The 12491-nt window shown below is 66.9% G+C and carries 12 protein-coding genes and 2 tRNA genes; 12 read left to right on the forward strand and 2 right to left on the reverse strand.

From position 1 onward, the window contains the following. Positions 1-31 precede the first annotated feature (31 nt). The 9 genes from B3D50_RS02110 to B3D50_RS02150 all read left to right on the forward strand — a co-directional run bounded on the left by B3D50_RS02110 (position 32) and on the right by B3D50_RS02150 (position 10080). Positions 32-1624 (forward strand): carboxyl transferase domain-containing protein, encoded by a 1593-nt coding sequence (locus tag B3D50_RS02110; protein WP_286949202.1) that lies wholly within the window; start codon positions 32-34, stop codon positions 1622-1624. A 113-nt stretch (positions 1625-1737) separates the two neighbouring features. After that, the gene (locus B3D50_RS02115) at positions 1738-2220 is read left to right on the forward strand and encodes a hypothetical protein (RefSeq protein WP_143276805.1); all 483 of its coding nucleotides are present in this window, start codon (positions 1738-1740) and stop codon (positions 2218-2220) included. Positions 2221-2288: 68 nt separating this feature from the next. Continuing rightward, complete coding sequence (locus tag B3D50_RS02120) at positions 2289-3191, forward strand: enoyl-CoA hydratase-related protein (RefSeq protein ID WP_286949203.1); 903 nt, start codon at positions 2289-2291, stop codon at positions 3189-3191. A 175-nt stretch (positions 3192-3366) separates the two neighbouring features. Further along, complete coding sequence (locus B3D50_RS02125; RefSeq protein WP_286949204.1) at positions 3367-5364, forward strand: acetyl/propionyl/methylcrotonyl-CoA carboxylase subunit alpha; 1998 nt, start codon at positions 3367-3369, stop codon at positions 5362-5364. Further along, complete coding sequence (locus tag B3D50_RS02130) at positions 5361-5699, forward strand: hypothetical protein (protein ID WP_286949205.1); 339 nt, start codon at positions 5361-5363, stop codon at positions 5697-5699. Before B3D50_RS02125 ends, B3D50_RS02130 begins: the two co-directional genes overlap by 4 nt. Positions 5700-5741: 42 nt before the next feature. After that, positions 5742-6137, forward strand: a complete 396-nt coding sequence (locus B3D50_RS02135; protein WP_286949209.1) for a DUF1489 family protein — start codon at positions 5742-5744, stop codon at positions 6135-6137. A gap of 63 nt (positions 6138-6200) precedes the next feature. After that, on the forward strand, positions 6201-7568 hold the full coding sequence (locus B3D50_RS02140; RefSeq protein ID WP_003164357.1) for an MATE family efflux transporter: 1368 nt from the start codon (positions 6201-6203) through the stop codon (positions 7566-7568). A gap of 77 nt (positions 7569-7645) precedes the next feature. Then, on the forward strand, positions 7646-9355 hold the full coding sequence (gene metG, locus B3D50_RS02145; protein ID WP_286949206.1) for a methionine--tRNA ligase: 1710 nt from the start codon (positions 7646-7648) through the stop codon (positions 9353-9355). Positions 9356-9366: 11 nt separating this feature from the next. Beyond that, positions 9367-10080, forward strand: a complete 714-nt coding sequence (locus B3D50_RS02150) for a 2OG-Fe(II) oxygenase (RefSeq protein WP_286949207.1) — start codon at positions 9367-9369, stop codon at positions 10078-10080. Between the two features lie 52 nt (positions 10081-10132). Here the strand turns inward: B3D50_RS02150 and B3D50_RS02155 are convergent, their stop codons facing one another. Together B3D50_RS02155 and rlmB are read right to left on the reverse strand one after the other, a co-directional pair. After that, positions 10133-10987, reverse strand: a complete 855-nt coding sequence (locus tag B3D50_RS02155) for a TerC family protein (protein ID WP_112999353.1) — start codon at positions 10985-10987, stop codon at positions 10133-10135. Between the two features lie 72 nt (positions 10988-11059). Then, positions 11060-11938 (reverse strand): 23S rRNA (guanosine(2251)-2'-O)-methyltransferase RlmB, encoded by an 879-nt coding sequence (gene rlmB / locus B3D50_RS02160; RefSeq protein ID WP_076224801.1) that lies wholly within the window; start codon positions 11936-11938, stop codon positions 11060-11062. A 149-nt stretch (positions 11939-12087) separates the two neighbouring features. On the opposite strand from rlmB, the gene B3D50_RS02165 reads away from it, so the two are divergent. From B3D50_RS02165 to B3D50_RS02175, 3 genes are all read left to right on the forward strand, one after another. Continuing rightward, positions 12088-12171, forward strand: a tRNA-Tyr gene (locus tag B3D50_RS02165). A gap of 96 nt (positions 12172-12267) precedes the next feature. Continuing rightward, positions 12268-12341: transfer RNA gene (locus B3D50_RS02170), tRNA-Gly, on the forward strand. Between the two features lie 61 nt (positions 12342-12402). Beyond that, the coding region (locus B3D50_RS02175; protein ID WP_286949210.1) for a hypothetical protein at positions 12403-12491 on the forward strand (89 nt) is incomplete at its 3' end.

Consider the following 12491-nt stretch of genomic DNA (forward strand, 5'->3'; position numbering starts at 1 on the left):
CCCGGAGGCGGAAGCCTCCTAAACCTTGGGCATGCCCAAGCTGATTTCCGCCGTCGATCGCAACAGTCCTGCTTTCAAAACGCTGGATGCGCACAATCGCGCCCTGCGGGACGAGCTTCATGAAAAGGTGGCCAAGGCCGCGCGCGGCGGCTCAGACGCCAGCCGTGAGCGCCATGTGGCGCGCGGCAAGCTGTTGCCGCGCGACCGGGTCGAGCGCCTGCTGGACCCCGGCTCGCCGTTCCTAGAGGTCGGCCAACTGGCCGCCAACGGCATGTATCGCGACGAAGCCCCCGGCGCGGGCATGATCTGCGGCGTCGGCCGGGTGTCGGGCCGCGAGGTCATGATCGTCGCCAACGACCCGACGGTGAAGGGCGGCGCCTACTTCCCCATGACGGTGAAGAAGCATCTGCGGGCGCAGGAGATCGCCGAGCAGAACAATCTGCCGTGCGTCTATCTGGTCGATTCCGGCGGGGCGAACCTGCCGCACCAGGCCGAGGTGTTTCCGGATCGCGACCATTTCGGCCGCATCTTCTTCAATCAGGCGCGGATGAGCGCGCGCTCGATCCCGCAGATCGCCTGCGTCATGGGGTCGTGTACGGCGGGCGGCGCCTATGTGCCGGCCATGTCGGACGAGACGGTGATCGTGCGCAATCAGGGCACCATCTTCCTGGCCGGTCCGCCGCTGGTGAAGGCAGCGACGGGCGAGGTCATCTCGGCCGAGGAACTGGGCGGCGCCGAAACCCACGGCCGAAAGTCCGGCGTGGTCGACCATGTGGCCGAGAACGACGAGCACGCGCTGGAGATCGTGCGCTCCATTGTCGCCAATCTGAACACGACCAAGGCCCAGCCGCTGGACGTGCGCGAGCCGCGCGCGCCCGCCTATGATCCGGCCGAACTGTACGGGATCATCCCTGAGGACGTCCGCGCTCCCTATGACGTACGCGAGGTCATCGCCCGCGTCGTCGACGGCTCGGAACTGGACGAGTTTAAGGCCCTGTACGGCACGTCGCTGGTGTGCGGCTTCGCCCGCATCTGGGGGCAGCCGGTCGCCATCCTGGCCAACAACGGCGTGCTGTTCTCGGAGAGCGCCCAGAAGGGCGCGCACTTCATCGAACTGGCCTGCAAGCGCAAGATTCCGCTGCTGTTCCTGCAGAACATCTCGGGCTTCATGGTCGGCGGCAAATATGAAGCCGAAGGCATCGCCAAGCACGGAGCAAAGCTGGTCACGGCCGTCGCCTCGGCTGAGGTGCCCAAGTTCACCGTCCTGATCGGCGGATCGTTCGGCGCGGGCAACTACGGCATGTGCGGCCGGGCCTACAGCCCGCGCTTCCTCTTCACTTGGCCCAACAGCCGCATCAGCGTCATGGGCGGCGAACAGGCGGCCAGCGTTCTGGCTACCGTCCACCGCGACGCGGACACATGGACCCCGGATGAAGCCGAGGCCTTCAAGGCGCCGATCCGTCAGAAGTATGAGGACGAGGGCAACCCCTATTACGCCACGGCCCGCCTGTGGGACGACGGGGTCATCGACCCGGCCCAGACGCGCGACGTGCTGGGCCTGGCCATCAGCGCTTCGTTGAACGCCCCGATCCCGGAGACGACCTTCGGCGTGTTCCGGATGTAAGGCAATAAATTGCACGGTGTTCAAAAAACGACTTGAAGCCGGATCGCGCGGCTGAGAGTGTCGCGTCGGCGATCTCGATGTGGGATCAGAATCTGCACGACAAGGACAGTGACATGAAGAAAACTGCAGCTCTCATCGCCCTGACCGCGCTGCTCGCGGCCTGCGGATCGCAGGCCGATTCCAAGGCCCCGGCGACGGTCGAAGCCGCGTCTGAGGCTGCGACGCCGCAGACCGAGCCGGTCTCTGCGGCCGAAGAGGCGGCCGCGCGCGCGGGCGAGCCGTCCGAAGCGGTCTTCCCGGTCGGCTATCGCGGCAATTGGGATTACAGCGACGACGGTTGCGCCAAGGACGAGAGCGGCACGCGCTTCGTCATCACGGCCAATGAGATCAAGGGTTATGAGGACACCTCCAAGCTGGTGGCTCTGGAGACCCTGCAAGGCGAAGGCGACGCCATCCGCGTGGTTCTGGAGAACCAGTCGTCGGACGGCGACCAGACCCTCGTCCAGACCCTGCGCCTGTCGCCGGTGGCGGGCGTCTCGCTGCGCGTCGAGCAGGACGGCAAGACCGTTCGCGCCAACCGCTGCGATCCTGTTTAATCGCCTTCTTACCCAGCGAGGGGGAGAGGGATGACGTTTGAAGCGTTCTATCGGCCAAGGAGCCCATCATGACTGACCAGAAGCCGACCGAAGAAGAGCTGAACGCTCTGGACATCACCGACGCCGAGGCGGCGGAGATGAACGCCATCGCACACCCCTTCGTCGCCGATGCGGCGCCGGACGCCAACGACGATCTGGTGCAGATCGACGCCACGGCCGACGGAGTGGTTTTCGTCACCATCAACCGTCCCGAGAAGAGGAACGCTTTCGACGCAGCGACCATCGCCGCCCTCTATGAAGCGTTCGAGACCCTGCACGGCGCCGACAAGGTGCGCGTGGTCTTCATCCGCGGCGCGGGCGGAACGTTCAGTGCGGGCGCCGACCTGAACTGGATGCGCTCGGCCGCCGACTGGTCCGAGAGCGACAACCGCGACGACGCCATGGGGCTGGCCAAGATGCTCAAGGCCCTGCACGACGTGCCGGCCCTGACGGTGGCCCTGGTCGAGGGCGCGGCCATGGGCGGCGGGGCGGGCATCGTCGCCGCCTGCGACATGGCCGTGGCCGTCGAGGGGACGCGCTTCGCCTTCTCGGAGGTCAAGCTGGGCCTGATCCCGGCGACCATCGCCCCTTATGTCATCGAGGCGGTCGGCGCGCGCCGCGCCCGCCAACTGTTCCTGACGGCCAACATCTTCGACGCCGATTACGCGGCCCATGCGGGGCTGATCGACATGGTCCTGCCTGAAGGTTCGGTGGACGAGTTCATCTCCATGCTGACCGACAGCCTGTCGGCCAATGCGCCGGGCGCCATGGGCGACGCCAAGCGCCTGGTGAACGACGTGGCGGGCGAAGAGATCGACAACCGCCTGCTGGAAGAGACCGCCAAGCGCATCGCCCGCGCCCGCGTCTCGGCCGAGGGTCAGGAAGGCGTCCGCGCGTTTCTGGACAAGCGTCCGGCCAACTGGGCGCAGTAATTTCGTCCTTCTCCCCTTGTGGGAGAAGGTGTCATGCGGAGCATGACGGATGAGGGGTTGCTTCGCCTTGTCCGTCTGCTTCTGAACCGCGCGATTTCAGCGTTGCGAGACCCCTCATCCGACCCGCTTTGCGGGCCACCTTCTCCCACAAGGGGAGAAGGGTTAGGAACGCCCTATGTTTAAATCCGTCCTGGTCGCCAATCGCGGCGAGATCGCCTGCCGCGTCTTCCGCACCGCTCGTCGCATGGGCCTGCGCACCATCGCCGTCTATTCCGAGGCTGACGCCAACGCCCTGCACGTGCGCGAGGCTGATGAAGCGGTGCTGATCGGTCCGGCGGCGGCGCGCGAATCCTATCTGGATGCGGCCAAGGTACTGGCGGCGGCCAAGGCGACTGGGGCGGAGGCCATTCACCCCGGCTATGGCTTCCTGTCCGAGAACGCCGACTTCGCCGAGGCGGTGGCGGCGGCAGGTATCGTCTGGATCGGCCCCAAGCCGTCCTCGATCCGCGCCATGGGCCTGAAGGACGCGGCCAAGAAGCTGATGATCGAGGCGGGCGTGCCCGTCACCCCCGGCTATCAGGGCGAGGACCAGTCGCTGGAGACCCTGACGGCCGAGGCGAACCGCATCGGCTTCCCGGTTCTGATCAAGGCGGTCGCGGGCGGCGGCGGCAAGGGGATGCGCAAGGTCGACCGCGCCGAGGACTTTGCTGAAAATCTGGCGTCGGCCCAGCGCGAGGGTCAGTCGTCTTTCGGCGATCCGCGCGTGCTGATCGAAAGCTACATCACCCGCCCGCGCCACATCGAGGTGCAGGTCTTCGGCGACAGCCACGGCAATGTCGTCCATCTGCATGAGCGCGACTGCTCGCTGCAGCGCCGCCACCAGAAGGTGATCGAGGAGGCCCCGGCGCCGGGCATGGATCAGGCCACGCGCGACGCCGTCACCGCCGCCGCCGTGCGCGCCGCCAAGGCCGTGGACTATCAGGGCGCAGGCACCATCGAGTTCATCGCCGACGCCTCCGACGGACTGAAGGCCGACCGCATCTGGTTCATGGAGATGAACACCCGGCTTCAGGTCGAACACCCGGTGACGGAGGCCATCACCGGCGTCGATCTGGTCGAATGGCAACTGCGCGTTGCAGCGGGCGAGCCCATTCCGCTGGCGCAGGCCGACATTCCGATGAAGGGCTGGGCGATGGAGGCCCGCCTCTACGCCGAAGACCCGGCCAACGGCTTCCTGCCGTCGATCGGGCGGCTGGATCACTTCGTCATGCCGGATGATATCCGCGTCGACACCGGCGTGATGCAGGGCGGCGAGGTCAGCCAGTTCTACGACCCCATGATCGCCAAGCTGATCGTCCACGAAGACACCCGCGAGGCCGCTGCCGCCCGTCTGGCCGACGCCTGCCGTGAGGTCGAGGTCTGGCCGGTGAAGACCAATGCGGGATTCATGGCGCGTTGTCTGGACCATCCGCGCTTTGTCGAAGGCGACGTGGACACCGGCTTCATCGCGGCGGAGGAGGGGGCGCTGATCGCCCCGGCTCAGGTTTCCGCCCGCGCCCTGGCCGCTGCGGCGGGACAGATCGGGCTGGAGGCGGACGCCGCCGCCTTTGACGCGCCGGACAATGTGCTGGCGCCCGCCCGCGCGGGCCTGTTCGGTTTCCGGCTGAACGCGGCGCCGCAGGCGCATGCGGGGGTCCACCATGACGGCGCGGCGCACGCCCTGACCCTGACCGGCGAGCCGGGCTGGTATGGGCGTTCTTCCAGCTTCACCGTGAGCGGCGAATTCGGCTCGGCTCAGATCTATGGCGAGCCGGGCGTGGTCGTGGTCGACGGCGAGGTCGTCAGCACCTTGTCGCCGGACGCCGGACGGGTGCTGGTGTTCGACGGCGGCGACGTGGTCGAGTTCCACCGCCGCCAGTCCAGCGGTCCGGCGGGCGGTTCCGCCTCCGACGGTGGCCTGCGCGCGCCCATGCCGGGCAAGATCGTCGCCTCGCCCGCCAAGGCCGGGGACAAGGTGGCCAAGGGCCAGCCGGTCGTCGTGCTGGAGGCCATGAAGATGGAGCACGCCCTGACCGCGCCCTTCGACGGCGTGGTGGCCGAGTTCAACGTCGCCGTCGGCGATCAGGTCGTGGACGGCGCGGTGCTGGCTGTGGTGAAGGCCGAGGGCGAATGATCGTTGCGGCCCTGATGGCGACGGCGCTTGTGGGAGCCGACCTGAGCGATATGCCGACGGAGTCGGCCGCGGATCTGCAGTGCATGGGCCTGCTGGCGGTGGCGATCGACGATCCGGCCGCCTCGGATGAGCTCAAGCAGCAGTATACGGGCGGCATGATGTATTATCTGGGCCGTCTGGAAGGCCGCGATCCGGCGCGCAACTGGATCGGGCGGATGCTGGAATATACGGACTCCATCCCGGTCGAACAGGTCCGTTCGCACAGCCAGCGTTGCGGACAGGAACTGACCGCCAAGGGGCAGGAAATCTTCACCCAACTGGATCGCCAGCCCTGAGCCGAGCTGGCCTTCGCGGCGTCGGATGACTAGTTGGGCCTCATGCCCCTGCACATGATCAAGCTCTGCGTCGGCGTGACCGAGGTCGAGACGCTGGAAGCGAACGCGGCCCGGTCCGACTGGCGCATCGTCCACACCCGAATGACGCCGAAGCGCGCCGCCGAGATCGAGGACGGCGGCTCGCTGTACTGGGTCATGAAAGGCTCCGTGACCTGCCGCCAGCGTATCCTCGAGATCACGACCATCGGCGAGGGCAAGACCAGCCGCTGCGAGATCAAGCTCGACAGCCAGGTCATCCGCACTGCGCCCCTGGCCCGGCGACCGTTTCAGGGCTGGCGCTATTTCGAGAAGGACGTGCCGCCGGACCTGTCGGTGGCCGAGCCGACGGACCTGCCGCCTGACCTGGCGCGCGAGTTGCGCGAGCTGGGCGCCTGGTAGGCGCCTGAACCGGCCGGAAAATCGATTGACCCGCGCCTGCGCGCGTGGCTGTTGCGGCGTCCGATGGTCCAGTCCCTGTTCAGCTTCCATAATCGCGCCACCCTGTCCGAGCTGTTGAAGCTGGCCTGGCCGGTCGTGCTGGCGCGTCTGGGCATCATGACCATGGGCCTGACCGACGCTATCGTCGTCGGCCACTACGCCAGCCGCGAGCTGGCCTACCACTCCCTGGCCTGGGCACCGTCCTCGGTCGTGCTGACCACGGCGGTCGGCCTGATGATGGGGGTGCAGGTCATGACCGCCCGTCTGCTGGGCGAGGGGCGCGGCGATGAGGTCGGCGCGGTCCTGCGTCGCGGCATGACCTACGCCCTGCAGATCGGCTTTGTCGCCATGATCGGCCTGCTGCTGCTGGGGCCGTTCGGACTGGTGCACATGGGGCTGGAGGACGGCTTGGGCGAGGGCGCGACGCCTGCCCTGATGGTCTTCGCCCTGTCGATGCCGGCCTATCTGATTTCGATCTGCGCCCTGTTTTTCCTGGAGGGGCTGCACCGGCCCAAGGCGGGCATGGTGGCCATGTGGGTGGCCAATGCGGTCAACCTGGCGCTGAACCTGCTGCTGGTGCCGGACATCCTGGGCATCGGCCTGGACGGCGCCGTGGCCTCGGCCTGGGCGACGTTCGGCGCGCGGGCGGCGCTGGCGATTTTCCTGGTGATCTTCATTCTGCGCCTGCCCGAAGCGCGCGCCTGGGGCGTGTTCAACAAGCCCAAGCGCGACAAGGCGGTTGAAAGCCAGCAGATTAAGGTCGGTCTCGGCGGCGGCGCGTCCAACTTCATCGAGGTCGGGGCCTTCGCGGCCATGACCCTGTTCGCCGGTCAATTGGGCGCGGCCGAGACCGCCAGCTGGGCCGTGGTCATCAACGTTTCCGCCATCGTCTTCATGGTGCCCATGGGCCTGTCGTCGGCGACGGCGGTGCTGGTCGGCCGCAGCTACGGCGGCGGCGATCGAGCGGGCGTCATGCGGGGCGGCCTGGCGGGCGTCGGCGTGGTGACGGTGCTGGCCTTCATCATCGCCATCGGCCTGTGGCTGACCGCACCGCTAGTGGTCGGCGCCTATACGACCGACCCGGCGATCCTGGCCATCGCGGCCCCGGCCTTGGCGCTGGCGACTCTGTTCTTCGTCGCCGACGCCCAGCAGGTGGTCGCCGCCCAGGCGAACCGCGCGGCGGGCGATGTGGTGTGGCCGACGCTGATGCACCTACTGTCCTATGGTTTCATCATGATCCCGCTGGGCTGGTTCCTGGCGCATCGCATGGGCGTGGACGGCCTGGTCTGGTCAGTGATCGTCGCCAGCCTGATCTCTGGCGCGCTGCTGACCGGGCGGTTCGTGCGGATCGCGCGGCGTCTGCCGACGGCAAGGGCGACGCCTGTCTCATAGGCGTCCGGCCCATAAAAGGTGACGACTGGGTTTGCGCCCTCTATATCCGACGCCTCCTTGTCAGACGTTGGAAGATCATGTCCCGCATCCTCATCACCTCGGCGCTGCCCTACATCAACGGCATCAAGCACCTGGGGAATTTGGCCGGGTCCATGTTGCCCGCTGATGTGTGGGCGCGGTTCATGCGGGCGCGCGGCCATGACGTCCTCTATGTCTGCGCCACCGACGAGCACGGCACCCCGGCTGAATTGGCCGCCGCCGCCGCCGGTCAGGACGTCCGTACCTATTGTGACGAGCAGCACCAGGTTCAGAAGAAGGCCGCCGACGCCTTCAGCCTGTCGTTCGACGTCTTCGGCCGCAGCTCCAACGCCCCGAACACCCGCCTGACCCAGCATTTCGCGAAGGTGCTGGAGGAACGCGGCCTGATCGAGGAGCGCGTGGACCGGATGATCTATTCGATCGACGACGCCCGCTTTCTGCCCGACCGCTATGTCGAGGGCACCTGTCCGCATTGCGCCTATGAAAAGGCGCGCGGCGACCAGTGCGACAACTGCGGCCGCCTGCTGGACCCGACCGATCTGATCAATCCCTATTCGGCGGTGTCGGGCAGCCGCAATCTGGAGGTCCGCGACACGCGTCACCTCTATCTGCTGCAGACCAAGGTGGCCGACGACGTGCGCGCCTGGGTCGACGCCCGCTCGCCCCAGTGGCAGCCGCTGGCGCGCTCCATCGCCTATAAGCATCTGGACGAAGGCCTGATCGACCGCGGCATCACCCGCGACCTGAAATGGGGCGTGCCGGTCGTCGGTCCCGACGGCGGTCCGCGTCCGGGCATGGAGGGCAAGGTCTTCTACGTCTGGTTCGACGCGCCCATCGAGTACATCGGCGCGACCGAGGAGTGGGCGCAGAAGACCGGCGGAAACTGGCGCTCGTGGTGGCGTCTGGACGAGGGCGCCGAAGACGTGCGCTACGTCCAGTTCATGGGCAAGGACAACGTCGCCTTCCACACCGTCAGCTTCCCGGCGACCATCCTCGGCTCGGGAGAGCCTTGGAAGACGGTGGACCAGCTCAAGGCCTTTAACTGGCTGAACTGGTACGGCGGCAAGTTCTCGACCAGCATGGGCCGGGGCGTCTTCATGGATCAGGCGCTGGAGCTGCTGCCCGCCGATTACTGGCGCTGGCACCTGACGGCCTATGGGCCAGAACATTCCGACGCGGCCTTCACCTGGGAGCAGTTCCAGTCGACGACGAACAAGGATCTGGCCGACGTGCTGGGCAACTTCGTCAACCGCATCGTCAAGTTCACGGAATCCAAGTTCGAGGGCGTCGCGCCCGAGGGCGGCGAACCGGGCGCGCTGGAAGAGAAGCTGGCGGCTGACGTCAAGGCGGCCCTGGCCAGCCTGACCTATGAGTTCGAGGCCATGGAGTTCCGCAAGGCGGCCCAGGCGGCGCGCGCTCTGTGGGTGCTGGGCAACGAATATCTTCAGGAAGCCGCCCCCTGGACGGCGCTGAAGACGGATCGCGAACGCGCCGCCGTGGTGGTGCGCGCCGGCCTGTCCCTGGTCGCCCTGTTCGCCCGCGTCACCGCGCCCTTCATGCCCGAGGCGGCGGCTCGCATCGCCGCCACGGTGGGCGCGACCGACCTGTCGTGGCCGGACGTCGAGGGCGATCTGTTGAATCTCGTTCCCGCCGGGCAAGCGGTTGCCGCCGCCCAGGTGCTGTTCGCCAAGATCGAGGACGCTCAGGTCGCCGAGTGGACCGAACGTTTCGGCGGCGCCGAAGGGTGAGCGCCGGGGCCATGCTCCCTGCCTTGAATGCGGTGTCGTCGGATCGGCGCGCCGCCGTTCGCGAACGCCTGCAACGGACCGGCCGCGCCCAGGTTGAAGGCATACTGACCGAGCCCTCGGCCGCCGCGCTGTATGATCTGGCGCGTGAGGCGGATTACAACGTCGTGACGCGGAGGGGGACCGGCCATGTCGACCTGCCATCCGCGTGGCTGGCGTCTCTTCAGCCGGATCAGAAGCGTGGACTGGGAGAGGCGATCCAGAAGTCGGCGGCGACGGATTTCCAGTATCTGTACGACAACTATCCGGTGTTCGACCTGGTGCAGGACGGTCTTGCCGAGGCTCCTTGGCGAGCCTTGGCGACCTTCCTGAATGGCGATGACTTTCTGGGGCTGATGCGAGAGCTGACGGGAGAAGAGCGCATCGCCATGGCCGACATGCAGGTGACGCGTTATCGCGCGGGGCACTTCCTGACCGAGCATGACGATCACGCCGAAGGGAAGAACCGCTACTTCGCCTATGTGCTGAACCTGACGCCCGGTTGGCGGATCGACTGGGGCGGGCTGCTGGCCTTCCATGGCGAGGACGGCAATGTGGCCGAGGCCTTCACGCCGCGCTTCAACACGCTGAACCTGTTGCGGGTGCCGACGCCGCATTCGGTGACGCAGGTGGCGCTGTCCGCCGGCGGCGATCGGATTTCGCTCACGGGTTGGTTGCGTGGCCGCTGAGGCGATGGCCTGAACATGAGAAAGGCCCGGATCGCTCCGGGCCTTTCGTATTTCAGGAGGCGGGTTGAGCGGGCTCGACCGTCTGCGGCGGCGGATCGCGTCGTTCGCGACCGCCGGGCAGGGCGTGAGGCGTGTGCGAATCCGCGCCCTTGCCCGTGTGCTTCATATGCTTGGCCTGCTCCTCTGCGCCGATGGCGAGGAAGGCCGGCGCCGAGGCGTTGAACTGATCGGCATGGCCGGTGCGGACGATCACCGAACGCCCGCCGTCCCAGATCATGTGCAAGGCGACGTAGAGAACGATGGCCAGGCCGACATAGGCGATCCAGCGATAGCGGTTCAGCAGCTTGGCGATGAAGGTGGCCGCCAGACCCATCAGGGCGATGGACAGGATCAGGCCGAACACCATGATCCAGGGATGTTCGTGACTGGCGCCGGCCACGGCCAGGACATTGTCCAGGCTCATGGTCAGGTCGGCGATCATGATCTGGATCAGGGCGGCGCCGAAGGTCTTGCGCTTCAGGCCCAGCTCTTCGGGTGAAGGGCCGCCGCCGTGTTCGATGGCCATGGCGCGCTCGATCTCGGCCTCGGCCTCGGCCTGGTCGTGGGTGGCCTGCTCGCGCAGCTCTCGCCACATCTTCCAGCACACCCACAGCAGCAGGAAGCCCCCCGCCAGCAGCAGGCCGACGATGGCCAGCAGCTGGACGGTGATGAGCGCAAGCCCGATGCGCATGACGACGGCGGCGGCCAGGCCGATCAGGATGGCCTTGCGGCGCTGTTCCTGGGGCAGGGCCGCGGCGGCGAGGCCCACGGCGACGGCGTTGTCGCCGGCCAGGACCAGATCGATCATCAGCACCTTGCCGAGGGCGGAGGCCTGACTGATCAGTTCGGGGTTCGAGAGGAAGTCCATGTCGGACTCTTAGAACTCGACAGGCCCCGCGCCAAGACGCCGCAGGGGCGAGTTGACGCGGGGGATCAGTTCCTAGCTCGCTCTGCCCTGGGCGCGGGCGGCTTCATACAGGGCGATGGCGGCGGCGTTGGAGACGTTCAGGCTCTCGAAACCGCCGGGCATGGGGATGCGGGCCATGGCTTCGCAGTGTTCAGCCACCAGTCGGCGCACGCCGTCGCCTTCCGAGCCCATGACGATGACGGTGGGTCGGGCGTCCAGCGCCTGTTCCAGCGTCAGATCCGATTCGCCGTCCATGCCGATGGCGCGCCAGCCGTAGTCGGCCAGCTTCTCCAGCGCGCGGCTGAGATTCGTCACGCGGGCGCAGGGCAGGCGTTCGGTCGCGCCGGCCGAGGCCTTGGCCAGGGCGCCGGCCAGGGCGGGGGAGTGGCGGTCCTGCACCACTATGCCGCGCGCGCCGAAGGCCAGGGCTGAGCGGAAGATGGCGCCGACGTTCTGGGGGTCGGTCAGCTGATCCAGCATGACGATGACGCCCTCGGCCGGTTCGGCCAGGTCTTCCAGGGCCACGCCTTCCAGCGGCTGGACCTTGAAGGCCATGCCCTGGTGCACCGCCCCGGCGGGCAGCATCCGGCCCAGGGCGACAGAATCAACCACTTCGATTCGGTGGCCGTTCGCCAGATTCTCGCGCTGAATCTCTTCGGCACGGTCTTCCGTGACCATCAGGCGGCCGCTTCCACGACGCGCAGGATTCGCCAAAGCGGCCAAAACCGGATGGCGTCCCCAAAGAAAATTATCGGCGTCCGGGCGCGAACGGGCCGGTTTTCGCTCTGTCTCACCGCCGCCGCGTCCTTGCGTGGCGGGCGTTTGAGGCCGATCTAGACGGCCTTCCCCCCTCTTTTGGAAAGATTGTTTTTTACCGGTTTTCCGGTCGTTGCGTTCTCGAAATGACGACACTATAAGACGGCCTCCGATTTGGGCCCCAGGGCTTTCGGTTCAGGCGCTTCCTCTACTGCAGGCGTCGCCCGACAGCGAAGGCTTTCGTCGCGGAATGATCGAAAGATTGTTTCCGGCGTTTCCAGACCGGCATTGACATAAGGCGCGCTGGGGGAATGTCCCGAGCGGCAAAGGGGGCGGACTGTAAATCCGCTGCGTAAGCTTCGCAGGTTCGAGTCCTGCTTCCCCCACCACGCGCCTTCAATGCCTGACGGGCCGGGAGTCCAGATAGGAATCGGGTGCGGAACCGTCGCTCTTCAATCGAAGGGCGGTGCAACCGCATTCTTCGTGCGGGTATAGCACAATGGTAGTGCAGCAGCCTTCCAAGCTGAGGATGTCGGTTCGATCCCGTCTACCCGCTCCAGGTTTATTGAACTGAGCACAAGCGCCCCTCCGCTCCGGACCCGGGCCACAGGAGTTTGGCCATGGCCAAGGGAAAGTTCGAACGCACTAAGCCGGACTGCAACATCGGCACGATCGGTCACGTTGACCACGGCCAGACGACGCTGACGGC

This window comes from Brevundimonas sp. UBA7507, from assembly GCF_002478355.1.
Lineage (GTDB): Bacteria > Pseudomonadota > Alphaproteobacteria > Caulobacterales > Caulobacteraceae > Brevundimonas > Brevundimonas diminuta_D.

Bases quoted from the DNA above. Each gene is read 5' to 3' on its own strand.
- B3D50_RS02110 (WP_286949202.1), top strand. From the start codon at position 32: ATGCCCAAGCTGATTTCCGCCGTCGATCGCAACAGTCCTGCTTTCAAA.
- B3D50_RS02155 (WP_112999353.1), bottom strand. From the start codon at position 10,987: ATGGACTTCCTCTCGAACCCCGAACTGATCAGTCAGGCCTCCGCCCTC.
- B3D50_RS02150 (WP_286949207.1), top strand. From the start codon at position 9,367: ATGCTCCCTGCCTTGAATGCGGTGTCGTCGGATCGGCGCGCCGCCGTT.
- B3D50_RS02130 (WP_286949205.1), top strand. From the start codon at position 5,361: ATGATCGTTGCGGCCCTGATGGCGACGGCGCTTGTGGGAGCCGACCTG.
- B3D50_RS02135 (WP_286949209.1), top strand. From the start codon at position 5,742: ATGCCCCTGCACATGATCAAGCTCTGCGTCGGCGTGACCGAGGTCGAG.
- B3D50_RS02125 (WP_286949204.1), top strand. From the start codon at position 3,367: ATGTTTAAATCCGTCCTGGTCGCCAATCGCGGCGAGATCGCCTGCCGC.
- metG (WP_286949206.1), top strand. From the start codon at position 7,646: ATGTCCCGCATCCTCATCACCTCGGCGCTGCCCTACATCAACGGCATC.
- B3D50_RS02140 (WP_003164357.1), top strand. From the start codon at position 6,201: ATGGTCCAGTCCCTGTTCAGCTTCCATAATCGCGCCACCCTGTCCGAG.
- B3D50_RS02115 (WP_143276805.1), top strand. From the start codon at position 1,738: ATGAAGAAAACTGCAGCTCTCATCGCCCTGACCGCGCTGCTCGCGGCC.
- B3D50_RS02120 (WP_286949203.1), top strand. From the start codon at position 2,289: ATGACTGACCAGAAGCCGACCGAAGAAGAGCTGAACGCTCTGGACATC.